Source organism: Candidatus Neomarinimicrobiota bacterium (assembly GCA_041154365.1).
GTDB lineage: Bacteria > Fidelibacterota > Fidelibacteria > Fidelibacterales > Fidelibacteraceae > Fidelibacter > Fidelibacter multiformis.
Map to the genome: position 1 here is coordinate 1,378,503 of AP035449.1, position 25,164 is coordinate 1,403,666.

Annotated in this window: 18 protein-coding genes; 5 read left to right on the forward strand and 13 right to left on the reverse strand. The window is 41.8% G+C overall.

Annotation, left to right across the window (positions count from 1 at the left end; genetic code table 11):
* Positions 1-2: 2 nt before the first annotated feature.
* From strainIA91_RS06015 to strainIA91_RS06030, 4 genes are all read right to left on the reverse strand, one after another.
* Entirely contained in the window at positions 3-2,705 is a 2,703-nt protein-coding gene (locus strainIA91_RS06015; protein ID WP_400168215.1) for a TonB-dependent receptor domain-containing protein, read from the reverse strand.
* Positions 2,702-4,204 carry a hypothetical protein gene (locus tag strainIA91_RS06020; protein ID WP_400168216.1) on the reverse strand — a complete coding sequence of 501 codons (1,503 nt, stop codon included), beginning with the start codon at positions 4,202-4,204 and terminating at the stop codon, positions 2,702-2,704. The genes strainIA91_RS06015 and strainIA91_RS06020 overlap by 4 nt, the downstream gene beginning before the upstream one ends.
* A 153-nt stretch (positions 4,205-4,357) precedes the next feature.
* Positions 4,358-7,003: a T9SS type A sorting domain-containing protein gene (locus tag strainIA91_RS06025; protein ID WP_400168217.1), complete on the reverse strand. Its 2,646-nt coding sequence runs from the start codon at positions 7,001-7,003 to the stop codon at positions 4,358-4,360.
* Between the two features lie 26 nt (positions 7,004-7,029).
* Positions 7,030-9,180 carry a hypothetical protein gene (locus tag strainIA91_RS06030; protein WP_400168218.1) on the reverse strand — a complete coding sequence of 717 codons (2,151 nt, stop codon included), beginning with the start codon at positions 9,178-9,180 and terminating at the stop codon, positions 7,030-7,032.
* Positions 9,181-9,652: 472 nt separating this feature from the next.
* Between strainIA91_RS06030 and strainIA91_RS06035 the strand changes: the two genes are divergently transcribed.
* From strainIA91_RS06035 to strainIA91_RS06055, 5 genes are all read left to right on the forward strand, one after another.
* The gene (locus tag strainIA91_RS06035; RefSeq protein ID WP_400168219.1) at positions 9,653-10,744 is read left to right on the forward strand and encodes a Na/Pi symporter; all 1,092 of its coding nucleotides are present in this window, start codon (positions 9,653-9,655) and stop codon (positions 10,742-10,744) included.
* 287 nt (positions 10,745-11,031) lie between these two features.
* Positions 11,032-12,522, forward strand: coding sequence for an IMP dehydrogenase (locus strainIA91_RS06040; protein WP_400168220.1), 1,491 nt, complete (start codon positions 11,032-11,034; stop codon positions 12,520-12,522).
* 14 nt (positions 12,523-12,536) lie between these two features.
* Entirely contained in the window at positions 12,537-13,775 is a 1,239-nt protein-coding gene (locus strainIA91_RS06045) for an adenylosuccinate synthase (protein ID WP_400168221.1), read from the forward strand.
* A gap of 19 nt (positions 13,776-13,794) precedes the next feature.
* Positions 13,795-15,354: a glutamine-hydrolyzing GMP synthase gene (guaA, locus tag strainIA91_RS06050; protein ID WP_400168222.1), complete on the forward strand. Its 1,560-nt coding sequence runs from the start codon at positions 13,795-13,797 to the stop codon at positions 15,352-15,354.
* 373 nt (positions 15,355-15,727) lie between these two features.
* Positions 15,728-16,501 carry an MBL fold metallo-hydrolase gene (locus strainIA91_RS06055; protein WP_400168223.1) on the forward strand — a complete coding sequence of 258 codons (774 nt, stop codon included), beginning with the start codon at positions 15,728-15,730 and terminating at the stop codon, positions 16,499-16,501.
* 267 nt (positions 16,502-16,768) lie between these two features.
* On the opposite strand, the gene leuS is transcribed toward strainIA91_RS06055, so the two are convergent.
* The 9 genes from leuS to strainIA91_RS06100 form a co-directional block, all read right to left on the reverse strand.
* Positions 16,769-19,183 carry a leucine--tRNA ligase gene (leuS, locus tag strainIA91_RS06060; RefSeq protein ID WP_400165877.1) on the reverse strand — a complete coding sequence of 805 codons (2,415 nt, stop codon included), beginning with the start codon at positions 19,181-19,183 and terminating at the stop codon, positions 16,769-16,771.
* A gap of 74 nt (positions 19,184-19,257) precedes the next feature.
* Positions 19,258-20,460 (reverse strand): hypothetical protein, encoded by a 1,203-nt coding sequence (locus strainIA91_RS06065; RefSeq protein WP_400165878.1) that lies wholly within the window; start codon positions 20,458-20,460, stop codon positions 19,258-19,260.
* Complete coding sequence (locus strainIA91_RS06070) at positions 20,457-21,728, reverse strand: hypothetical protein (RefSeq protein WP_400165879.1); 1,272 nt, start codon at positions 21,726-21,728, stop codon at positions 20,457-20,459. The genes strainIA91_RS06065 and strainIA91_RS06070 overlap by 4 nt, the downstream gene beginning before the upstream one ends.
* Positions 21,725-22,327, reverse strand: a complete 603-nt coding sequence (locus strainIA91_RS06075) for a hypothetical protein (protein WP_400165880.1) — start codon at positions 22,325-22,327, stop codon at positions 21,725-21,727. Before strainIA91_RS06075 ends, strainIA91_RS06070 begins: the two co-directional genes overlap by 4 nt.
* The gene (locus tag strainIA91_RS06080; protein WP_400165881.1) at positions 22,308-22,553 is read right to left on the reverse strand and encodes a hypothetical protein; all 246 of its coding nucleotides are present in this window, start codon (positions 22,551-22,553) and stop codon (positions 22,308-22,310) included. Before strainIA91_RS06080 ends, strainIA91_RS06075 begins: the two co-directional genes overlap by 20 nt.
* Entirely contained in the window at positions 22,550-22,987 is a 438-nt protein-coding gene (locus tag strainIA91_RS06085; protein WP_400165882.1) for a hypothetical protein, read from the reverse strand. Before strainIA91_RS06085 ends, strainIA91_RS06080 begins: the two co-directional genes overlap by 4 nt.
* Entirely contained in the window at positions 22,984-23,913 is a 930-nt protein-coding gene (locus strainIA91_RS06090) for a hypothetical protein (RefSeq protein ID WP_400165883.1), read from the reverse strand. Before strainIA91_RS06090 ends, strainIA91_RS06085 begins: the two co-directional genes overlap by 4 nt.
* Positions 23,910-24,869, reverse strand: coding sequence for a hypothetical protein (locus strainIA91_RS06095; protein WP_400165884.1), 960 nt, complete (start codon positions 24,867-24,869; stop codon positions 23,910-23,912). The genes strainIA91_RS06090 and strainIA91_RS06095 overlap by 4 nt, the downstream gene beginning before the upstream one ends.
* The gene (locus strainIA91_RS06100) at positions 24,866-25,150 is read right to left on the reverse strand and encodes a hypothetical protein (protein ID WP_400165885.1); all 285 of its coding nucleotides are present in this window, start codon (positions 25,148-25,150) and stop codon (positions 24,866-24,868) included. The genes strainIA91_RS06095 and strainIA91_RS06100 overlap by 4 nt, the downstream gene beginning before the upstream one ends.
* Between the last annotated feature and the right edge of the window lie 14 nt (positions 25,151-25,164).

Genomic DNA, 25,164 nt, shown 5'->3' on the forward strand with positions numbered 1-25,164 from the left:
ATTTAAAACATTAAAAACGCACCCAGGGTCACCTGTCTGGGAGCATAATATCGTGATGGATCATAATTTGGATTTCTGCCGCCTAAATAGACATAAGAGATAATTTCACCGGGATCGTAAGGTTTTCCGGTAAAGGGATTGATTCTTCGGGGTATTTTATGATTAAAGACATTTTGGGCATCAATGTAAAATCCATATCGGAGGGATTTGAAGTAATATTCTTTGGTGAATTTGACATCGATGGTCACAATCGGATCGGCAATTGCCCCGTAGGGATTGTCGGACATGGAGGTACCCAGAAAAATCCAGGTGCCACCTTCAACCTGTACGGTGTCTGTCGCAACACTGGGTGTATATCGTTGCCCGGACTGGGCATCAAAATGGATATTCAGTTTCCAGTTGTTGGGCATTCTCATCCCAAACAGGCGGGGAGGTGTTTCTTCAAACATATTAAACCGTAGATTTCCCCGAAGCCGAAAGGGTTCATCCCAAGACAGGTAGTTTTCAGAGAGGGGTTTTTGAGAAAGCATTCCGGCTTCAATCAGCAGATTGTCATCGGGTCTGGAAGATTTACCAGTACTGATAGCATAGGAAAATGAGGCATCCCCGGAAAAATATCGGCCATAAAGGCGACGGAAGGTGATTTCAATCCCCCTGGACCGGGCATAATCAGCATTGATATAAATGAGCATGCTGTAATTCCCCACAAGAGGATTAAAACTGGTAATCCGTTGTGAGGTTTCATAATCAAACATGTCTTTGTAATAGGCTTTGAATTCAATGGCCGTGGACTTGGAAAATTTATGTTTAATACCTAATTCATAGGCTACGGTTGTCTTAGGATTCAAATTGGGATTTCCGATGAGGGAATAAGGATTTTCGGAACGGCTTGTGAGATTGGCATATACATAGTTGTATGTCGGTAATTGGCTGAAATGGCCGTAATTAAAGTACAGAACATCATTATCGGTCACCGGATGACTGATACCCAGTCGGGGACTTATATGCCCCTTGGCTCTTCGTCCCAGCAGATTATATGTTTCATTCAAAAATCGATCTTTCCCTTCGGGAGTAATGGTCAGGATATCGGGATCATTCACGATATCTTCCACGTACTCACCAATAATCCAGTAATCATAGCGCAGGCCGATATTGGCGATCATGCCTTCAAATGTAATTTTATCCTGAATATAAAAAGCACCATCCGACGGGGATACCGTGTAATAGTCAAAGGATTCCCCCAATCCTGAACCACCACCGGCCCAGGGTTTATAAATATCGACGACCTGCATATTGGTCTTACGATGGTTGTACCCCCCCTTGACGGTATGCCGTGTGTTGGGCTGCCATGTCATATCTGCTTCAATAGAATAGTTCTTGCTGAAGTAATCATACCAATACGGGGCGTCGCCATGATCCCAAAATTCATCCCCGTTGTATACACGAAGATTCCCATACGGATTCAAAGGAGTAAAGGAAGTGGGATCCAAATCCAGAACTTCATGATATTCAGACCAGTGTTTATTTTTTACGGCATCATGCTTTCCGGTGTAAAAATATCCTAGATTCATATTATAAAAAAGCTTCGAATTCAGCGTATGAGTCCAGATCACATTCACAACCTGCGATTCCCGGGTTGTTGTGGGGTAATTATCCATGATCTCTTTATAGGCATAATCATAATCCCGGTCCACATTGGCACTATGGTTATAAGAGATGGCAAATTTATGTTTTGGAGTAATCAGCCAGCTGAGTTTGGCCATGCTGCTGAAATTGTTTTCTTCCCGGCTGACAAATGCTTCAGTCCATTCCCGATAGGGATACAAAGGACCAGCAGTTGGCAGATATGTGTCCGTCAAAAAAAGATAGCCACTCAGGAAATAGGAAAGATTTCCAGGTATCATATCACTATTTCTGAAAAGAGGGCCACCCAGAGTAAATTCGATGTTATCCGTATTAAAATTGTCTGATAAAATTTTATCTGTCTTATATCTGACAGATCCTTCCAGTTGTTTGGCACCTTCCTTTAATTTGACATCAATAATTCCGGACATGGCCTGTCCGTATTCGGCGTTAAATCCTCCGGTGATGAATTCCAGTTCCTCAATGGCATTTGGATTCACATACAGGCTGTTTGTAGCTCCTGTCAGGGGATCTTTAATGGAAAGCCCATCTACAATAAACTGGCCTTCGTCCACACGGCCACCCCGGATATGGATTTCATTATCCCCGCTTTTTGATACACCGGTCTGCTGGGCTACAATATCACTAACACTCTCGACGATGGAGTTTTCCAGATCGCTGGCACTCACATTGACCGAAGAACCGGTCGCATCGGCATCAATAATCGGACGTTCACCGATGACCGTCACTTCTTGACCCAAGGCTAAGACGGTTGGTTTCAATTGGATATTCAAAACGCGTGTTTCCCTGGCAGACACATCAATACCACTGTGAATTTGTACGGTATAGCCCATCATAGAGACTTCAAGGTCGTAACTTCCGGAAGAAACATCAGGAATCACATAGGTACCATCCACATCCGAAGCAGCACCGTAGTAGGTTCCTTTTAAAATGATGTTGGCTCCCGGCAGGGGTTCGCCCGTCTCTGCATCTGTCACTGTTCCGCGAATTGTGGCAGCAATCGTTAAAGATGTACTCAGGAGAAGAAGAACCAGGATTTTATGTATTATTTGTTTCATCATTCCAATTCAAATACGTGTTTAAACAGCTTATCGACATTCTCATTCCCATTACAATAGTAAAGCGGGATGGTCATATAATAGCAAATACCCTCATTGATCCGGGTTTCGGTCATAATCCCAGGGGCTCCATTATAGGATTGACCATTCGGACCGGCATCCTCAAATCGGTAACGGATCACCGCATTTTTACCAGGTTCTATGGCCCATAAACGGTCGGCAAGGGTAGAGCCCAGTGATAAGGCCAGGGTTGAATCCAATACCGGATCTCCCCAGAACCCATCGATATTTGTCCCCGGCAGAACCCGCCCTGTTTTGCTGAAAAAGTACATGGTATCAATGCTGGTGAAACTCCAGGTTGTATCAGCCAGTGTGCCGCCTTTCATGGCATTGTTCATAAAAAGAATGCCACCATCAGCAACAAATCGGGTCAGAGCCAGGGCAGACTGGTTTATGGAGTTTTCTCCCCGGAAGGTAAACCAAAAGACATTTTTAAAGTAACTTAAATTGTATTCAATATCCTGTGTGCTGTAAGGAATGGAATTATGGGCATTATTCACATTATCACCGATTTCCCAAATAGAATATTGATCTGAACCAATGATGTTATCAAAAATTTCTTTATAAAAATTTTGATGCGTATAATTTAACTGATCACTGGCGTAATCGTTTACAATGAGGTAATCACCGACAGGTTCAATCACTTTCCATGTATTTGGAATTTCATCATCTTCGGGATCAGGAAAGGAAATCACGTTTGATTTTGCTCCTGCAATATCTTCTGCCTGAAAAAAGATCCGGTGGTTTCCTGGTTCCAAATCCTCCAGGAAAATAGAGCGCTGATCTCCATCCAGCCTGTGCCATGTACTTGTATCATCCAAAGCCCAATAGACAGACGTGATAGTTTCCAGTCCGTCCAGATCATATACATCCCAGAAAAAAGAGTGATGTGTAAACGATTGGTGAACAACATTGGGGGTAGTTGCAACAGGGGGGAGGGAGTTTAGTTTCCATTCTAAAACCGGCGGAGAATTGTATACCGGAAAACTGACGACAGCCGGAGTACTGTCTTCCAGACTGTCATTATCAACCGCCCAGACTTTAATGCTATAAATATCAAACTTGCTTCTTAAAGGCAGATAAAAGGTATCGGATTCCTCCTGAGTAAATTCAGGTTCAGGCATAAAACTCCATTGGTAATAATATCCGATGATTTCTCCATCCGGATCATCACCCCACCAAAAGACTTCTTTGACACTGACAGTTGTATCCAATCCAAGGATCAGGCTGTCGTTTTCTTCCACCCAGATGGTATCCCCTTCATTTATCCAGTAATCACCGGCTGTTAAAACCGTATCCGGATGGTATATCATGGAAATATGCGTTTCAGGTGGCAGATTGGTATAAGTAGATTCCGGGATATCCGGTGTAAAGGGATTTTCACAATTCCACATGAGAAGCGTTAATAAAAACAGAACTCCAACGAATACTCTATGTCTCATGGATACCTCTCATGATTGATATGATGCCTGCATATTGCAAGGAGTGACAGAAGTTTTTCGGATTTCCCGGCCATGATGTGAATTTTCGTATACTTTGTCATTTCATAAATGAATAAAAGGGGGGAGTTGAATCCCCCCTTTCAGACAAGTTTCCTATTTAAGATATGTCATCTTTTTTACTGCGTTAAAATCACCGGCATTAATCCTGTACAGATAAATACCGCTGCTGAGATTAACCGGTTTCCACGTAAGCGTGTGTTGTCCCGGTGCATACACACTGTTAGTCAACGTTTGCACCAGTTGTCCTCTCACATTGTAGATCTGAATCGAGACCAGTGTTTGTTCAGGGAGTGAGAATGAGATAGACGTTGAGGGATTGAAAGGATTGGGATAATTCTGGTGCAAGGCATAGGTCATCGGTACTACCGGTTCAGTGGCAGATGTCAGTCCCAGGTCGGTTCCGTCCCGGACTTCAATTTTAAAAGTGCCATAGCTGAACAGATAAACACCTTTGACGATATCCAGATAATCTCCGACACGTACCGTATCTGTCCCACCGATAACAGCATATTCATTGCTGGTAATGCTGAATATTTCGGAAGGTACGCAGTCATCATCAAGCAGAATGCTGTCACTTCCGTTTGTGATGGTGATATCATACTGATTGATGGATGCGATTTGAGAAAAATCGGTCACATTAATTTCAACACCTTCGAAGGATTCATGATCGGCAGCAATATCCGAGATGGAGACTCTTGCAGGAGTCGGTGGTTCAGAGACATCACCTGCGACGATTGAATCAGCAACAATATAGGTGTTTTTCTGCCATCTCCAGTACTCATCGTAGTTATCATCAACTCTACCGGTTACAGTGACTTCCTGTCCATACTGGAGTCCGGCCAGCTGTTCCGGGGTAGCAAGGATAAAAATACCGTTCCATGGACCGCTATCATCAGCCATGGGCAGGGCACTGACACCACTGTTGGTAAACTGTGTAACGTAACCTTGTCCTGCAGTGATATATCCGGTGGTTGTTACTGTGGAACCATGGAAGGGTGATTCACCATTGGCCCAATGCGTATACTGGATATCCCTGATAGTAGGATTACCATCTGTCACAACATAGGAGAAGTTCTTGAGATTTACATCAGAGGGAAGAGTAGACACACCCCCTTTTTCATCTTCAACATAGAAGTAATAATCCACAAAAGCGCCTTCTGCCTGAGCAGGAATATCTCCGGCAAAGACTTTTTCTCCCTGATCAGTCATGACAACTTCAGTATATGAAGCAGCATTATCTACCCGGTAGTAAACTTTTGCATCAGTTATTGACCGGTTAGTTACGGCGGTTACCTGAACCGTAACCACATCAGAGGAGGAGGGAAGTTGGGGTGTTCTTTTAGCACTGGTCAGCAGCGCCGGACCTTCACCGGCCACAATATCCCGTTCGAAAAGGGGCTCGATTTTATAGGTGGTGGAATCGGCATAACTGCCATAGTGATGATAAATCCATCCGACAACACTCTGGAGCTGTGTTCCAACAGGGGGGGCAATATAATTTGCCAGGCTGTCTGAATCATCATCAACCAGCGCAGCACCGGAACCATCATCAATTTCCATGACTTCATATTGAAGGTCATTATTGGTCACGACACAGTTTTCAGTTTTTACAAAAACATTTCCCCATTGTTCTGCAGTTGTTGGCCATCTGAGATCACCCGTTTTAACAACAGGTGTATCCGGAAGCGCCTGCTCGAAATTAAGAATTTCAATATCTCCCACAAGCCAGAATTCCGTCATATTCGCATCATCTGTTGTATATTCGCCCACATAACCGGTCATTTCAATCTCATCACCGGGAAATAAAACGGGATAGATAGTTGAATCAGCATTATATGAAAGAATGGCACTCCAGGGACCACCATGAGGATCAGAAAGGATAAATTTAATACCGTCTCCGGCGTAACTGATACCGGTAGGCATAGTTACTATACCACGGACAGTCATCAGAGAACTGTCTCCGGCCTCACGAACCAGATAGGAAGCATCTGATTCTGCATCAACGCCTGCTTTGACCAGATCGGAATACCGCACCTGCTGGATTCTCTGGATTCTGGTGTAGGCTTTATCCTGCCCTTTTTTTACACCTTCTACAATATCATAGGCAATCCGGGGTGCAATTTTACGGTTATTATAATCGTAATGGAGGGGGCCTGTAATGGATTTAATGGAATCGTATTCCGCAGGCCAAAAATAGTAGTCACCGTTATCAACCATCACGGTGTCTGTCCCGTCGGTGACAGACCATTCACCGTATCCTTCATCAGGATTTGCCACGGCAACATCCCTAATTTGGACCAGAACGGCCTCATAGGATTCTGATTCGGCAGCGCCTGTGGCAATTTGATCTGCCGTGACGACAATGGGTTCAATACCGAAAACACCTTTTTCTTCAATCACAATAGAGGTAAGATCGGTAAAACGGGTCATTCCGTATTTTTCCTCAACGGTACCCGTTAATGTCACACTGTCTCCCTCAGCAATTAAAATATCGTCGGGAGCACTGTCATACACAAAGATTCCGGACCAGGGTGCATTGTCATCCTGAACGAAGAAATAGCTGTTACCATAGGCATAGGGTTCTGCTGTTACAATACCCGATATGGTTACAGTCTGTCCGTTCATGGGAGAATCACCACTGGCTTCCGTTGTGTACTGAATATCTCTGATAGGCGTAATCTGGGCAAAAGCCGGTATGGCCAGAACCGCTATCAGTACAACGGTTAGCAGTTTTTTCATATCATCTCTCCTTGGTTTATTGTTATTTATTTAATGATCAGAAAACGGCCTGTTTGGATTTTACCGGATTCCTTATCTTCAATGGAATAAAGATAAAGTCCGGTAGCCGTTGCCTGATCGTAGTCTGTAATCAGATCCCAGGCGTGTTCTCCGCCGGCATACACCGTATTTGATGTGGAAAGGTCTTTCAGAGATACGATATCCGCGCCGTTATAGGTATCGGCATCATGGTCGATGGTTTTGATCAATTCGCCAGCGATGGTAAATATCCGGATGGTGGCTTTATGGGGCAAACCGTAAAACCAAATCATCCGTTCACGGACACCCAATCCATCCCAGGCGGCATGGGCATGGTAAGGATTGGGATAAACCCCTGTCACCCATTCATCTCCCGGTTCAACCGGTGCCTTGCCTGCAACAACTGCCGTGCGGTTTTCCAGAGTACTGGATTCAAGAGAAACAAGTCCCGTCGCCGGATCACCAGTATCATAAGAGGTCACGGAAAACACATTTTTATCCGGCCATCCATTGAGGATGCCGGTATTTTCAAATTTATAATAAAAGGTATCCGGACCGAAAACGGTATAGGATGGGTTTCCAAATTCATCCCTGATCCGGAGGACATCCAGACCGCTGTTGAATCCAATATCATTTTTCTTATCAATTTGTCCCAGAAGTGTCCACTGCTTGTCTATGCCACTGGTTTTGCGGCGTGCATAGATCCGGTATCCTTCAAAGTCTTTTTTCCGGCTGATAGGGTCTTCAAAATCTTCGGGGGAATTATCCCAGTATAAAACTGCTTTACCGGCATCCACTTCAATATGCAGGCGGGGTGAGGGAGGGGGAGAGGGGAGTATGTATCGATCCAATTCACCATCACCGTCCTGATCTTCCCAACCATCCAGAACACCGTTCCCGTTACTATCTTCCCCGTTATAGGCTTTCTGAGCCCAGTCCAGATTTGCCCGAAGCAGTTCTCTTCGCTCGGGAGAATCTTTTAATTCATTGGTTGCCCAGCGTCCACATCCTACGGCATAAACGACATTTAAGGTGTCCCCGGGATAAAAATCCCAGGCAGTGCTGTCGTCATTTGCCGGATGAGTCCCAAATGGACCGGCAGAGATAAGTATCATCCAGCTATTGGGCTGACTGGGGTAGCCATCTTCCGTATAAAGATCGGGATATGAAACCGGGTCACCTTTGGGGACCGATGTTTTCATCTTATCATAACGCTGGTTGTCATCAACCGGCATAAAATAATCCGGGTAAGTCATATTGGATGCCGCCTGCCAGGGCCATTGATTATATTGGGTATCCCAGTATTCTCTTGGAACCGTTTCAGATCCGAGACAGGAAAAGCCCACGTAACTTTCAGAGTACCCGTTATCTCCATCGGCATCAAATTGATAGGCGATATTCCGGGGAAAACCCGGGACATTGTCGTCCGGCATTGGGTCAAAATCCGATTGGTCAAATCCATTTTGATTGTCATACCAGCTCCACCCGCCTCCGTTTTCATAAATACTGGTATAATTCATATTGCCCACTGCGGCATCGGCCCACAAGCCTACATAAATATCTTTAATGACTTCTGTACCTTTATTTACAATGAAATAATCCAGAATCACAAAAGCTTCCGCAAATTTATAATTCCATGCATGTGTCTGCAAATTGACTTCCAAATTCATGGGAGTATGTTCTACTACCGGACCCATATCATGAAACTGAGTAATAAAATCCTGGTGACTCACGGCATCAGGTGAATAGTATCGGCTGGTTGTAATGGAAGAACGGACATAGATTGAATCACCGTTATCCGTAAACTCAAATCCTTCTGACCCATAATCAAATACACCGTCAACAATGGCTGTTGAAACCCGTTTCACATCACCAACGATTCCTCCAATCCATAAACCGCCATAGCTCATGTGTTCTACTTGTTCTTTAATATTATCCGGATATTGTTTGTACATGAAACTCGGCTGGTCCGGATTATTATATCCTTCACCAATAATTCCGAAATTGGTGACCGTTAATCCCAATTGTCCCACAGTGGTGTAATGGACATAGTCCGCCACACCGGCATTGCTTTTTCTCATTTGAATATCCGATACAGGACCGGTACGCCGCTGTGCATGGGCACCTGAATGAATGACTAAAAGTAAAATTGAGATCATTAGATACTGAATATTATTTTTTCGGAAAATCGTCTCTTTCAATGCAACTCCCGCCTGATACCAGTAAAATAATCTACCTGATTATTTTCTGTTTGTCCAAATATGTAAGATGTGAAAATATTCACGTTTCCCCGGTTTTAGTTGGACAAATAAGCTATTTATTTTTTACCGATAAGTCAAAAAAATAATTGTTAAGAAACCTTTAATTTCAGCTATTTCGAAGATCTTTTTAATAGGGTCTAACCTAACTTTTATAAAGAATAGTAACTCATTGTAAATCAGCTTAATAGAAGATATTATAAAAGTATATTTTGAAATTCTGCATTATTGAAAAGTAGAAAATCTCATTGCCCTTCAGAAATCTTAACAATATCTTAACACACAATTCACAGTGAATTAATTTAAAATACGGATTATTCTGCGTATTTTCCGGCTTTGAAAAGTGACTGTCCATGAAAAACCCAGGGAGTCCATGAACAAATATACAAGCGGCCTGATCAAGACTTTACAGATCCTTGGACTGTTATACCTTTTTCTCCTGAGTATTGAATTGATTGGTTTGGGTTTTAAACTGTTCGGTAAAGAGTTTGCCCATGCTCTGATGGAAACAACTTCATCCCCTTTTGTGGGGCTTTTTATTGGGATTTTGGTAACCAGTATGGTTCAAAGTTCGTCGACAGTTACATCCATAGTGGTAGGAATGGTGGCAGGGGGAACCTTAACGATTTCAGGGGCTATTCCTATTGTTATGGGATCCAATATCGGGACCTCTGTAACCAACATTATTGTCTCGATGGGATCCTTATCCAGACGAAATGAGTTCCGAAGTGCCTTTTCGGCAGCCGTTGTCCACGATTTTTTCAATGTTCTTTCAGTCCTTATTCTTTTTCCTCTGCAAATATCTTTTAACGTTTTGGGGGTTTTATCCAAAGAACTTGCAGATATTTTTGTAGGATCATCCGGAGTAACCTTTAAAAGTCCATTGAAGCTGATTGTGAACCCCCTGGCATCTTACCTTGCGGATCTTCTAAATAAAAATCCGGTTTTAATTGTGATACTCGCCCTCATCTTTCTTTTTATTGCATTGCGGTATATCGTGGTTGTTTTAAAAAGTGTTTTTATTAATAAAGCAGAAAACTTTTTTGACAAAGTCATTTTCAAATCAACCTTTACAGCCCTTGCCTTTGGTTTGATCCTGACGGTTCTTGTCCAGAGCAGTTCCATTACCACATCACTCATAGTACCTATTGTGGGATCGGGAATCCTGACGCTGTATCAGGTATTTCCCTATACTGTCGGAGCTAATATCGGCACAACGATTACAGCAATTCTGGCTTCCCTTGTCACAGGTAAAACAGAAGCATTGATCGTTGCCTTTGCCCACTTTATGTTCAATGTTACCGGGGCAATTTTAATTCTTTCTATTCCGTTTTTACGAAATATCCCCCTGTGGGGCGCAAAAAAATTCTCAGAACTTGTCTATAATAACCGGTATATATCTGTACTCTTCTTAATCATCTTTTTCTTTATTATTCCATTATTGGTCATCTTTTTATCGCGTTGATCAGATATTTCATTGAAACAAATCGTATTTAGACAAAAGATCAATGATTATGTAAATTTCACACGTAAAATCGTTCATTTCAGCCGACATTTTTCTTAATTTTCCGGCATGATCACACCGAATCCCACCCGGACAAATCCCATTGGTATATTTCTCCCTTTCGTCGTCCCAGAATATTCCACGACAATACATCAGATCGTACAATTCACAGGTCGTCGTCAGGAATATCCTATTATGGATATATCCTTGAATATCAAACAATTAATGAAAACTTCATAAGGAGAATCATGGCAAAAAAAATCATTAATGAACCATCCCGGACTCTTATGGAATATCGTCTTTTGCCGGGATATACAACGGATGAAACATCCATTGATAAAATATCCCTGGAAACAACATTGGCATGGACACCTGAGGGAGAGCAGGAACTTAAACTCAATATTCCTGTTGTTTCAGCCGCTATGCAGAGTGTTTCCGGTGTGGAGATGGGCATTGAACTGGCCAGGCTGGGCGGACTGGCATTTATTTTCTGTTCACAAACCATAGAGAATGAAGCGGCCATGATCCGGGATATTAAAAGCTATAAAGCCGGTTTTGTGGATCCCTTTTATGTACATCCGGATATGCTGATCGGCGATGTTTTCGAAATCAGCAAAAGCAAGGGTTTTAACACTTTTCCTGTGGTTGATGTCAATCATAAGTTGTTGGGAATTCTTACAAAAAATGATTACAGCGGGACCCATCATGCCCATTTAAAAGTTTCCGAGCGGATGATTCCACGGGAACAGCTGGTTGTGGGTGTCAATATTTCCGATATCAAGGAAGCCAACAAATTATTAAGGGAAAGTCATCAGAGCGTTCTTCCCATTGTGAATGAAGAGGATCAACTGAAAAACCTGGTTTTCCGTAAAGATGTCCGTAACCACATGAATTATCCTCTGGAATTGCTGGATGACCGGAAACGTCTTTTGACCGGAGCCGCTGTAAACACCCACGATTACAGAGAGCGGGTCCCGGCCCTTGAAGAAGCCGGTGCTGATATTCTGACAGTGGATTCATCCGATGGTTTTTCAATCTATCAAAAGCAGGCATTAGAGTGGATATCGGCAAATTATTCCCATCTTCCGGTTATTGGAGGCAATATTATTACAGGAAAAGGATTTCGATTCCTGGTGGATTGCGGTGCCCGGGCGGTAAAGGTGGGTATGGGCGGGGGATCCATTTGCATCACTCAGGAACAAAAGGGGACAGGTCGTGGACTTGCATCGGCGATTATTGATGTGGTGAATGAAAGAAACCGGTATTTTGAAGAGACAGGCAAATATATCCCCGTCGTTGCAGATGGGGGGATCGTAGATTCCAAAGATGTTACCATCGCCCTGGCGTTGGGTGCGGATTATGTAATGATGGGTCGTTATTTTGCCAGGATGGAGGAATCCCCCACGGAAAAAATTCAACTTAGCAACCGGATTATGAAACCCTATTGGGGAGAAGGCTCTGCCCGGGCCAGGGAATGGAAATCTGCCCGGTACTACCAGATGAAATTTGTTGAAGGTGTGGAAGGTTTTGTCCAGTATGCAGGTAAACTCCGGGACAATCTGCCGGAAACCCTTTCAAAAATCAAGGCATCTATGTCTTCCTGTGGTGTCACTACCATCCGGGAGTTCCATGAACAGGCAGAGCTTGAAATTGTCTCGGCATTGTCCATCCGGGAAGGGAAGGTCCACGATATCTATATGCCTAATGATTCTTCAGACTATAAATCCGATAAATATTGACAGGATGTTTTATTATGAGTGTATCAATTGTCATGGGAGCCCAATGGGGTGATGAGGGGAAAGGGAAAATTGTCGATACCCTGGCCGAAAAGGCGGACCTGGTAATTCGTTACCAGGGAGGGGCCAATGCCGGCCATACCGTAATTCATGGAAACAAAAAATATGTCCTTCATCTGATTCCCAGCGGGATTATATCCGGCCAATCTGTCAATATCATCGGAAACGGTTGTGTTGTGGATCCCATACTCCTGCTTCAAGAAATTGAAATTCTGCGGGATCAGGGAATTACTGTAGATCCCCGCCATCTTCTGATCGCTGAAAATGCCCACATAGTCACACCACTCCACAAATGGCTTGATTCCCTGCAAAATGCCCACATCGGCACAACCAAACGGGGAATTGGTCCGGCTTATGAACAAAAAGCCCGCAGAAACGGCATCCGTTTTGATATGATCGCCGAAGACAGATATCAATCCATCCTGGACTCTCAACTTGCTGAAATCCAAAAGTTGACGGAAACTGTTTATCACCAGGAATTCCCTGATAATATGGAGGATGAACTGACTGAGTGTTTTCGTTCAGCTCAAAAACTTCTACCCTTTGTGAAAGAAACATCATCTGTGATTGCCCAAGCTGTGAACTCAGGAAAAGAGGTTCTCTATGAAGGAGCGCAGGGGACGCTCCTGGATATCGATCACGGCACCTATCCCTTTGTCACATCATCCAGTACAACTATTGGAGGGGCTTATACAGGATCCGGTGTGTATGTCCATTTCGACCATCGGATCGGTATCGTGAAATCGTATACAACCCGGGTTGGTGAAGGTCCATTCCCAACGGAGCTTTTTGATGAAGACGGTGAAAAACTTCGGCAAAACGGACATGAATTCGGAGCCACTACCGGCCGACCCCGACGCTGTGGCTGGCTGGATCTGCCGCTCCTGAAAAAAGCCATTCGAATCAATGGCTTCAATTCCCTGGTTTTAACGAAAATCAGCTGCCTGTCTGGATTCGATACCTTAAAAATTGCTGTCGATTATCATGGTAACCAGCCGATTTATCAGGAACTTGCAGGTTGGCAAGATCCAGTGGAAGGGATGACGGACTGGAACACACTCCCCAAAAACTGTCAGTATTATGTTCAATTTATCGAAGAGGCTCTGGGAGTTCCTTTTGGGATGATTTCAACCGGTCCGGACCGGGATAATATCATTGTCAGACATACATCGGCCAATGATATACCACGACGGTAAATTATAATAAGAGGCTTTTATGAAAACACTCTTTCAGAATGAAAAGATTCTTATCCTGGATTTCGGATCCCAGGTGACCCAGCTGATAGCCCGGAGAATACGTGAATCCCATGTCTACTGTGAAATCCATCCTTATAATATGCCTTTGAAGGATATAAAAGCTTTCAATCCCAAGGGAATCATCCTATCCGGTGGACCGTCCAGTGTGTATGATGTAAATGCCCCCAAACCCCCGGATGAAATTTACGAATTGGGTATTCCCATTTTAGGAATCTGTTACGGACTGCAATTAATTGCTCAACACTTTGGCGGGCATGTGGATAAAGCAGCAGAAAGAGAATACGGCCGGGCGGAATTGAGCATTTTGAATGAAGAAGATTTATTCAATAAACTTCAATTGTCAAAGGGACGGTTGACGGTTTGGATGAGTCATGGGGACCGGATCGAACATTTGCCGGAAGATTTTGAAATCCTGGCAAGGACAGATAATGCTCCGGTTGCGGCAATCCGAAACAGAGACAAGAACATTTACGCGATCCAATTCCATCCGGAAGTAGCCCATACGGATCAGGGAAAAGACATTCTAAAGAATTTCATTTTGAAAATCTGTGATGTCCAGCCGGTCTGGACTCCCTTGAATTTCGTGGAGTCCCAACTTGAAAAAATCCGGGAAAAAGTGGGAGGGAAGCGGGTTCTTTGTGGTCTGTCCGGCGGAGTGGACAGTTCTGTTGTAGCTCTTCTTCTCCACAAGGCAATCGGTGATCAGCTGACCTGTGTTTTTGTGAATAACGGCCTGTTAAGACTCCATGAAGCGGAAGATGTTCAGCGTGCTTTTCGTGAACATTTTAAGATCAACCTCGTCTATGTGGATGCAGAGGAACGTTTCCTGAAAGCTCTGGAGGGTGTTGTCGATCCCGAAAGAAAACGGAAGATTATCGGTAATCTCTTCATTGATATTTTTGAGGATGAAGCCCGCAAACTGGGAGAATTTGAATTTTTGGCCCAGGGGACCCTTTATCCTGATGTAATTGAATCGGTGTCTTTTAAGGGACCTTCAGCAACCATTAAAAGTCACCATAACGTTGGGGGACTCCCGGAGAAGATGCATTTTAAGCTTATAGAGCCCCTGAGAGAGCTTTTCAAGGACGAAGTCCGTGAAGTGGGATTCCAGCTCGGCCTGGACGAAAAAATCCTTCACAGGCATCCTTTTCCGGGTCCAGGACTTGCAATCCGAGTTTTGGGGGATATTACACGGGATAAACTGGATACATTGCGGAAAGCAGATTATATCGCTATTGAGGAATTACGGAACCACGGACTCTACCGAAAAATATGGCAGGCCTTTTGTGTACTCCTGCCGGTTCAAAGTGTTGGGGTTATGGGTGATGAAAGAACCTATGAAAATACCATTGTATTCAGGGCAGTGACCAGTCTGGACGGCATGACTGCCGATTGGGCCCATATCCCTTACAACGTATTAAGCCGCATATCAAACCGTATCATCAATGAAGTTAACGGCGTGAACAGAGTCGCTTACGATATCAGCTCCAAACCGCCTGCAACAATAGAATGGGAATAATACATACGAGTTGAGAGTGATGAGTGGAGAGTTTGAAGTACAAGTTTTGAGTTAAGAGTAGGGGGTGACCCATGTGTCACCCCATTAAAAATCGAAAACCCCATGTGTCACCCCAACAGAAAAACCAATACCCCATGTGTCACCCCATTAAAAATCGAAAACCCCATGTGTCGCCCCAACAGAAAAACCAATACCCCATGTATCACCCCAACAAAAAACCAATGCCCCATATCCCCCAATCATAAAATGCCAAACCGTCTGTTGTCCCAATGGATTGAAATATTATGTGTGATGAATACCGCCCCAATACATGAGGTTGAATAATTGATATATCTCATTGTATATCAAGAACATACAAATAATTCATTAAAGTATGAATACACCTTACATACATGTCCTTGGGACCGGCACATCGGTTCCTGAAGCAGGTAATGCACCATCATCGTATTGGGTAAAGGTTAGGGATAAAGCCTTACTGATCGATGCAGGTCCGGGTATCGCACAGGAAATTGTCAATAATGGTTATAATTTGACAGATATACATACCATTTTCCTGACCCATATTCACTCAGATCATTGCCTGGGTCTTCCGGAAATCCTTTTTGGCATTATTCACGGTGAACAAAATATTCATCACAGCATAAATATATGTGTATCAGCTGCTTATACAAAATTTATAGAAGACGGATTACTTAAAGTATGGCATCCGTGGTTTAAAAAATCTAAACATGTAACGTATCAGATAACTCCGTGTGTTTCAGGAAAAGAGCTTTTTGTCAATGATGTGACCATCACACCTTTTAAGGTAAATCATCATGATAGCAGTTTAGGATATCATATGAGAACTAAAGATATATCTCTGTCATTCACCGGAGATACAGATGTATTTGATATTCACCAAGTTGAAGAGTTAAAAACTCAAATCCTGTTTTTGGACAGCAGTACAAGTGATCCACAAAAAATTCCGGGACATTTAACAGTACAGGAATCTGTCAGATTGGTAGAGAATTCCAACATATCCAGGGTATATTTGTCCCATTTTATGCCTGGAGAACAAAAAAAGATCAAAAAATATCTTAAAAAAAGAGGGAAGAAGGGGAGATCTGAGATCTTATTAGCTGAAAAGGGAAAAAAAATACCCCTGTGATAGCTGCGCATAATATGTATTATGTAAACTGTTACGTATTAACGTTCAAGGGTTGAAAAGTTTAAAAGCTTAAACATTGAGGGGTTTTTTAGAAGCTTAGACGTTGTTTTCCGTGGTTATTTCACTGGATTTTATGTTGATAACTGAAGTTGCTCTGATGATGCATTGCATTTTCTATCTAAATTAGACAGAATTATTTGTAGATCATGTTATGCTCTTACATGGCAACTGCAATATCAGGAAAAATGTATTTTTTATGTGATAGAATCAGATCACGATAGTGATGATTTTTTCCGGAACTACGATAAATTTCCGAATAGGTTTTCCAGCAGTATATTTTTGTACACGATCATTTTCAAAAACAACGGCTTCAAGGTCTCCCCTGCTGATGTTTTTGGGAACGGTTATCACGGTGCGTACTTTGCCGTTTATTTGAACCGGATAATCAATAGTCGCCTCAATGAGATATTTTTCTTCATATTCCGGCCAGCTTGAATACGTTAATTCATCGGTATTCCCCATTTTCTCCCATAATTCTTCTGCCAGATGAGGTGCAAAAGGCGACAACAATTTCACAAATCCGTTCATGAATGACCTGTTCAGTGTTTTTTCTTTATAACATTCATTAATGAATACCATTAATTGTGAAATGGCTGTATTAAACCGACACGATTCGATGTGTTCAGTCAGGATTTTTACCGTTTCATGGTACACTTTAACGTTCTGCCCGGATGCATGATCGTCTGTGATTTTATCTGTCAGTGTCCCATCTTCTTCAATAAAAAGCCGCCATATCCGGTTGAGAAAACGGTTAATACCTGCTAATCCCTGGGTAGACCACGGTTTTGGCCGTTCTATAGGTCCCATGAACATTTCATATACCCGTAATGTGTCTGCACCGTATTCATGAATAATCTCGTCAGGATTCACCACATTTCCCCGGGATTTACTCATTTTTTCACCGTCTTCACCAAGTATAAGTCCTTGATTCATAAGCTTTTGGAAGGGTTCATCCGTAGAAACAACACCAAGATCATACAGGACTTTATGCCAGAAACGGGCGTAAAGTAAATGTAAGACTGCATGTTCTGCACCACCGATGTAGAAATCCACCGGCATCCAGTATTTCTCTTTTTCGGAATCTACCAGCTTTTCGGAATTGTGAGGATCGATGTAACGCAGATAATACCAGTTAGAGCCAGCCCACTGAGGCATCGTGTGAGTTTCCCGGTAATATGTTTTGCCATTCCTGGTAAATTCAACCCAATCCCGGATAGCAGCCAAAGGTGACTGTCCACTCCCGGAAGGTTCATATTTTTCTACTTCGGGTAATTCCAGGGGAAGTTCATCCTCCTCAAGGGCATATACATTGCCTTCTTCATCTTTATACAACGGAATGGGTTCGCCCCAGTAACGTTGACGCGAGAATAGCCAGTCCCTGAGTTTATAATTGATAGCCCTCTCCCCCGCATTGTGTTCTTCCAGCCAACGGATCATGGTGTCAATGGCATCTTTTTTGTTCATGCCGTTGATAAAACCTGAATTGATATGAGTACCGTCTTCAACGAAGGCTTCCTGAGAGATATCCCCACCTTCCAAAACCGGTACAATTTTCAAATGAAACTTACGGGCAAATTCCCAGTCGCGTTGATCATGAGCAGGAACGGCCATGATAGCACCTGTTCCATAACTGATGAGGACATAATCGGCAATCCAGATCGGAATTTTTTCCTCATTCACCGGATTAATCGCATAAGCACCCGTGAATACCCCGGTTTTCTCTTTAGCCAACTCGGTACGGTCTAAATCACTTTTTAACGCGGCTTCTTCCTGGTATTTCTTAATATCGGTTTTGTGCTCGGGTGTACATATTTTATCAACAAGTGGATGTTCAGGGGATAGGACCATATATGTGGCACCAAAAAGTGTGTCCGGACGTGTGGTAAAAACTTTGATGGTTTCAGGGTGGCCATGCACGGGAAAAAGAACTTCAGCACCTTCACTCCGCCCTATCCAGTTTCTCTGCATCTCTTTGATGGATTCGGGCCAGTCCAGTTTATCCAATCCTTCAAGCAACCGGTCGGCATAGGCGGTAATTTTCAACATCCACTGTTTCAGCATTATCCGGCGGACAGGATATCCACCCCGCTCGCTTTTTCCATCCACCACTTCTTCATTGGCCAGAACCGATTTCAGTTCTTCACACCACCAAACAGGAGATTCGGCTTCATAGACCAGTCCCTTTTTGAATAGCTGAATGAATATCCACTGAGTCCATTTGTAATAATGAGGGTCTGTTGTGTTCACAACCCGGTCCCAATCGTATGAAAAACCGAATTGTTTCAACTGCCTTGTAAATGTGGCAATATTATTTTCTGTGGTGATTCTGGGATGAGTGCCTGTCTGAAGGGCATACGTTTCTGCAGGCAAACCGAATGCATCAAAACCGATGGGATGAAGCACATTAAAATTATTCATCCTTTTGAACCGGGCAATAATATCACTGGCTGTATATCCTTCAGGATGACCTACATGCAAACCCTGTCCGGATGGATAAGGAAACATATCCAAAATGTAAAATTTTTCTTTGCCCGGGTCTTCCTGCGTTTTGAATGTTTTATTTTTTTCCCAAACACGTTGCCATTTTTTTTCGATGTCTTGAAATGGATAAGATTTTGCCATGCATGAACCTTTCTTTGTGATGATTCGACTCGAAATTTAACGGATTAGCTTACGATTATTAATGGAAAACTGACCTAAAATCCAAAAAATCGGGGGAAATTTTCAAAAAAGACCCATAAGAAAAGGTTAAAAAGAAGGATAAAGAGCAATACGGGATCAAAATGGCCATTATATGGTTTTTCTGAAGGATGGATCTGTCGTCCAGTTTTATAATACAGATAGATCCAGAATGCCAGGAGAAGCGTCCCGGCAGCAAGCAATAAAAAGCTAAACAAAGATTGAAAGTCCAAACGGGTCAGAACATGTATCCAAATTACACTTCCGGCTGTAAAGGGTAGCCCATGAAGTGTCATCAGCATCATGAGATAAGCTCTGCGATAACGGCTCTGCCACCAATTATTTTTTAGCAAAAACAAGAGGACCCATGGAAGCAACAGATATCCATAAACGGTGCTGAGATTTATAATACCGGACAGAGCAAGCAATAAACAGGGTAGTATCAGGGTGTTCAGACTCATATCCAGAGATGATGTATCTGATGGTTTACGCCCTGATTCAATAAAATGTATGATCACTGATACGATGAGGAGTCCGGCTCCTAAGATACGGACTCGCATGAAAGTCATTTCCGGCTGAAAACGAATGATCAGTAGAATGGTGATAAATGTTTGAAGAAACGAAGCGTAAAAGGATTGAGCAGGTCTTGTGGAATATCCCCCGGGAGTATAAAGGCGTAGGATGAATCCTGAAAATAAAAGAAAAGAGGCATAATCCCGTACCAACATTTGTCCGTTTTGGACTGTTAATAGCCATAAAGAAAGAAAAAGAATCAATGAGGAAATGAGATATCTGATCCGGAATGATTGGGATCGGAGGGTTCCCCGGGAAAGTTGAAGAAACAGGGAGAGAACTTCATACGATAAATACCAGATCAAGGGGTGTTCGAATCCATTCAGAAAAAAAATAAAATAGGGGATTAAGCCCAAAGTGGGATTGGAATCAAAAGTATGATACCGTTTCGTATAAATCAGGGCCGGCAGCATCATAAAAGCAGATAAAGCAAATAAAACCCCGGATTCCTTATGAAAGGTAAACCCACCCGGTAATCCACTAAATGAAATCAGGCTGATGAATGATGAATAAACCAGTCCAGACCATAAAACTAAACCTGATATTTTTCGATACATCTGTTCCCTGTCGGACATGATGTAAACTACGGCAGCAGCGGATAATACCAACACCAGAGTATATATGTGAGTCAGCGTAAGATGTATCATGACAAAACTCCCAGTTCATGTATCATCAAGAAAAGGATCGCCATGATGAGCATCACGCCGGGAAATTGGGTCCCCTTCCCCTCCCCCTTATTTGTATACAAAAGCAAAAATGCACTGGATAGAATGGACCACAATGTAAACAGTATAAATAGAACCATTCCAAAGGAATTTTCATGCATAAAGGTAAAGAAGGAATATGCATAAACCTTTCCTGAGAGAATGAGAGGATTGAGGATCAGAGTCATCGTGAAAATAATGCTTGCATAATAACGGGATAATTGATCTTTAAGAATCATGAATACGTCCCGAAAAAGTACAATTATTAAAGTGTATAAGGGGAAAGCTGTAATAAAACGTTGTTGCAGATGCAGGATCGAAATCTCGACCGGGAAGAGTCTGAGGCTCATAAAAACAAAACTCATGGTAAGTAAAAAGGTGATCATAAAAGGAGCAAACGACTGGTTCCGCAAGCATTTAAAGAATATTGTCCCCATCAGGATAAACAGGATAACGGAAGCTGATATGAACCAGTACATCAGAATCACATGGGGATTCAACATCATCCCGGTTAACCGCTGGATGATAAAAAGCAGTGCAAAAAATGAAATAATCAATTCAAGGATGGCATATTCTACAGATACATAATCCTGAATAATATCCGTTAAGCGGATTACAGCTATCAGAAAATAGGCAGAAAGAATCAGATACAAAACAGATCCGGAAACGGGGATAACAGCAGATATTTCATGGATGGATGTGGCAAGTGATGTGGGCTCCCGGAGCATATTGAAAAGAAAATATGCTGTTATTAATAAAAAAACCGGGATATAGGTTATCACGTGTAATTTTTTCCCCCGTCCCAGTTGAGAAGTAAGAAAATAGATGAATGAGGCAAAAAGCATCGTTCCTGTATTTCCTGCCAAAACCAGAAGATCAAGGGAGATAATAATCCAGAGATATCTTCCTTTATCCTTATCCGGCTTGGTGAGTAAGAGGATAAAGAGCGATATTGAAATCGAGAGAAGAAAGAGGGTGTTCATTTCATCCAATTGAAGCGTCAATGAAAAGGAGTTAAAAAATGAAATCGTAGAGACGAGAGGAAACATATTCCCGAAGATAAGATAAAGGATAACAGACATAAAACCGGTCTGAAACAATAAAAATAAGGGGTAGCGGTGCCGTATTCGATAGAATCGGTCCGGTAATACATCCACAAAGAATGCAGGGACAAAAAGTATAAGAAAAATGCTTTTCAGAAGAAGATTCATCCTGTCACAAATCCTATCATTAGAATGATAAAGCTTAGCAAAAAATAGAGAGTCAGGATACCAATGACGGGCGTATCCTGTTTATATTTATGACCGGTATGGTATTGGGCATTGGGAGGGTGAGTATAAAAACAGCCTAATTTCTGAATTTTCATTCTAAGGGAGGAAGAACTGAACAAAGCAATTCCGAACCACGATAATAGTATAAAAAGAACACCGGTAAAAGCGGTAAATATATTCCCGGAAAATAGAAAAAGGCTGATAAATAAAGCACACACCAGGATTTCATCCTTTGGGCTATGACGATTATACATTCCAGTAATTAGTAAAGTCAAAAAGACGAGGGAAAAAAAGATAAGTCTGCTGATCGTGAGTTTAAAAAGAAGAATATCGTAATTATAAAGTGTGTAAGACAAAACGGGGTTTTTCAATGAACCGGGGAGTGTCAGGAAAAGAGTGGTCAGTAAGAGAATAAGAAATGAGAGCAAGGGTAAAAAAACGAAACGCCGCCGAAAGGCAGGAATGAGCCCGTAGAACAGGCAGAATGTTGTGACAAATAGGAGCAGAGCCAGAAAGAGCTTATCCTGAAGAATCATCATGGCTCCTTTCCATCATAAAATAGATGAAAAACAAGATCAAAATTATCATCCCGGTAAATGCGGTAATAATAGTGATATGATGCAACAAAATGGTGACCATCACCGTCATACCCATGATATATCCCATTCCCTGAGCAAGTTTATCTTTGGAGAAAAAGAGTAATACCCCTGAAAAAATGATTAGCAGGCAATATGAGATATAGGGTAGTATAAGTTCCCACGTCATGGATGACCTTCCTTATCTTTTTCAAGGTAAAACCGTATAAAAAGGACAAGAATTACCACCAATAACAAAGAGAATACAGGAGTGAGTACTGTTTCTGAGGATACCATGACAGGGTAAAAAACAATAAAAAAACCTGCCATCATAAACGATACCAGATATAATAGAAAAAGAAAAAAACGGGACAGGTTTTGTGGTAAAGAAACCGGTCGGATATTTTTTATAAAGACAAGGGAAACCGTACATAGAAGAATTGGGATCAGAAACAGGAAATACACAGGACCTTCTGAATATTTGACTGGCAGTAAAATAAAAATAAGCAGCAGAAACAAGACTCCAATCCGTAGCATGGGTGAGCGGAAATACACAAACATCACACCACTTACTGCAGTGAGGAGAATAAGAATCAGCGAAAACAGCTGTGGGCTTATATTCATATCAACACCAAAACAATTGCAGCAATCATCAAAACCGGTAAAAGAACCTTATGATTCAAAATGATCAAATACTTCTCATCTGGCCAGGAATAACGAAACATAAGGCGACGTTGAAAAAGATCCAGTAAAATCACAACCAATAGAGTCATGAAGTACAAAATAATTGGGTGTGACATGCCGGATTGATTCAGTAATTCCTTTGTAAAAACCTCATTCCAGGTACTTAAGGTTAAAAAGATACCAAGAAACAAGAAACCCGACACCTGTTCATTCAATTCAGTGAACAATTTTCCGTTTTTTGACAAACGATCGGACCAGGGTTTGTTTAACAGGTACATATCCAATGAAAATGTGTGGCGTATGACCCACAAAGTAATAAACAGGACAATCATCAACAAAACCCTTAAAACAACGATCAATGATGATAGAAATGGTGTTTTAGCAGAGGCCGGATTAGATGAACCAAGAATCAGGACCAGAAAGAAAAGGAGGAAAAAATATTCAAAAAGAATACGTATACGTTTCAGAAAGAAATGTCTTAACACAGAATCGTTGGCGGAAAGAAACATCAAAAAATTGATAAACAACATCAAAGTACCGTATAGGGTTATTAAGACAAAATGATGTTCCTGAGGGACGGGAAAAAGAAACAGGTAGACTAAAAAAAGCAAGGAAACAGGAAGTTGTAATTTATAAATAATATCAATCTGGTTATATGTATTTTTATACAAAGAACTGGTAAAGAGTGGTTTCAATTGAAAGGTAAGATCTTTTCTCTTCCGGTTCACCAACTTTTGGCTTATCTGTCGGTAATAAGCAATCAGAAAAAACATAAGGCTCAGGCATATCCCGGAAATCAGAACAGTCAGGATTCCTTTTACAAATGGTTTGACGGATAATGTTTCAAGAAAACCGGGCAGATTCATGAATACTCTTTCTCTAATAATGTAAAATTCATCAGAAAAAAAACAAATTCCAATGCTTCATGGTGCAATCCATAAAAAACATGGGGATTTTGGAAGTACCGGTCATACAAATATTCAACTAAATATTGATGATTCGTTTTATGATGAATATTACCGTAATGAAAAGCCGATTCAAGATTTGTTTGCATGGAAGTTATATTTTGTCTACCGCCTCCCTCCTCTTTTCCAGAGAGAATTTCAAGATCATGTTTCATAACCTGCAGATATTTTTTCAGATCATTCAATAATTTTTTTCTGTATTCCGGAACAGATATCAATTCGGGGTTTGAATCTTTAATAAAGGCATTATCATAGAAATGACCGGGTAAGATTTTTTTATGTTTATGAAAGTGCCGGAAAACTGCATGGTTCATGACCAAATAACTTTTTCCTTCTTTTTCCTTTTCTTTTTCATACCCCATAATCAAATCGTAGAGAAAAAAAATATCTTTTATGGTAAGAATAGTATTCAAAGAATCCTTCTCTGGATTCAATATATGCGCTGACAAACGATTGAGTATTTTCTCATTAAAAATACTTTCCCTGAAAAAGAGGGCTGTGGTCTGATAAAGGGCTTTATCATGATAATGTACAGCCAGCAATTTAATCTGCTTCATGATTTCGAGAATAGAAAAATAGTCCTGAAGAATTTTTAACTGGAATCCAGGTGTTGAAAAAGAAAGTTTTTCATCCAACAGATCCTGTTGACTTTTAATCAGGTAATTTAAAAAGTTGAAAGTCATGTAAGGATATTCAAACGAGAGTTCCATGATTTCAGATTGCTGTATCAATTCCTGTTCAGGCGTATAGTCAGGCAGGATGATTTTTCGGACATATCCATGATTCAGACCGGCATGAATATGAATGATACGGTCTTTCTTGAGTGTTGGAACGCGATATGTCCAAAAAACGTTCATTGATATCTGTATCCTGAAACGTACAAAATCAACGCATAAAGAGTGAGCATCATCAAAACCACAAATCCCTGATCATTCAATGCGTTTCTGCTCATAAATATAAAAATCAGGATGATGTACAAGAGCATTTTCAAAAGAAATACAGCAAAATTTTCACCCATATCTGAATCAACGGGTTTAAATAACACGGAATAGTCTTTCAGCGCAGATATATGCAAAATCCAGAAAAGATAAAAAACAAGAAAACTCAGTGCTGCAATCAGGTACACAGTTGTCATCATGTCAAATTTCCATT

Bases quoted from the DNA above. Each gene is read 5' to 3' on its own strand.
- strainIA91_RS06015 (WP_400168215.1), bottom strand. From the start codon at position 2,705: ATGATGAAACAAATAATACATAAAATCCTGGTTCTTCTTCTCCTGAGT.
- strainIA91_RS06065 (WP_400165878.1), bottom strand. From the start codon at position 20,460: ATGATACATCTTACGCTGACTCACATATATACTCTGGTGTTGGTATTA.
- strainIA91_RS06085 (WP_400165882.1), bottom strand. From the start codon at position 22,987: ATGAATATAAGCCCACAGCTGTTTTCGCTGATTCTTATTCTCCTCACT.
- strainIA91_RS06080 (WP_400165881.1), bottom strand. From the start codon at position 22,553: ATGACGTGGGAACTTATACTACCCTATATCTCATATTGCCTGCTAATC.
- strainIA91_RS06090 (WP_400165883.1), bottom strand. From the start codon at position 23,913: ATGAATCTGCCCGGTTTTCTTGAAACATTATCCGTCAAACCATTTGTA.
- strainIA91_RS06040 (WP_400168220.1), top strand. From the start codon at position 11,032: ATGGCAAAAAAAATCATTAATGAACCATCCCGGACTCTTATGGAATAT.
- strainIA91_RS06045 (WP_400168221.1), top strand. From the start codon at position 12,537: ATGAGTGTATCAATTGTCATGGGAGCCCAATGGGGTGATGAGGGGAAA.
- strainIA91_RS06055 (WP_400168223.1), top strand. From the start codon at position 15,728: ATGAATACACCTTACATACATGTCCTTGGGACCGGCACATCGGTTCCT.
- strainIA91_RS06075 (WP_400165880.1), bottom strand. From the start codon at position 22,327: ATGATGATTCTTCAGGATAAGCTCTTTCTGGCTCTGCTCCTATTTGTC.
- strainIA91_RS06095 (WP_400165884.1), bottom strand. From the start codon at position 24,869: ATGAACGTTTTTTGGACATATCGCGTTCCAACACTCAAGAAAGACCGT.
- guaA (WP_400168222.1), top strand. From the start codon at position 13,795: ATGAAAACACTCTTTCAGAATGAAAAGATTCTTATCCTGGATTTCGGA.
- leuS (WP_400165877.1), bottom strand. From the start codon at position 19,183: ATGGCAAAATCTTATCCATTTCAAGACATCGAAAAAAAATGGCAACGT.
- strainIA91_RS06020 (WP_400168216.1), bottom strand. From the start codon at position 4,204: ATGAGACATAGAGTATTCGTTGGAGTTCTGTTTTTATTAACGCTTCTC.
- strainIA91_RS06035 (WP_400168219.1), top strand. From the start codon at position 9,653: ATGAACAAATATACAAGCGGCCTGATCAAGACTTTACAGATCCTTGGA.
- strainIA91_RS06100 (WP_400165885.1), bottom strand. From the start codon at position 25,150: ATGATGACAACTGTGTACCTGATTGCAGCACTGAGTTTTCTTGTTTTT.
- strainIA91_RS06025 (WP_400168217.1), bottom strand. From the start codon at position 7,003: ATGAAAAAACTGCTAACCGTTGTACTGATAGCGGTTCTGGCCATACCG.
- strainIA91_RS06030 (WP_400168218.1), bottom strand. From the start codon at position 9,180: ATGATCTCAATTTTACTTTTAGTCATTCATTCAGGTGCCCATGCACAG.
- strainIA91_RS06070 (WP_400165879.1), bottom strand. From the start codon at position 21,728: ATGAATCTTCTTCTGAAAAGCATTTTTCTTATACTTTTTGTCCCTGCA.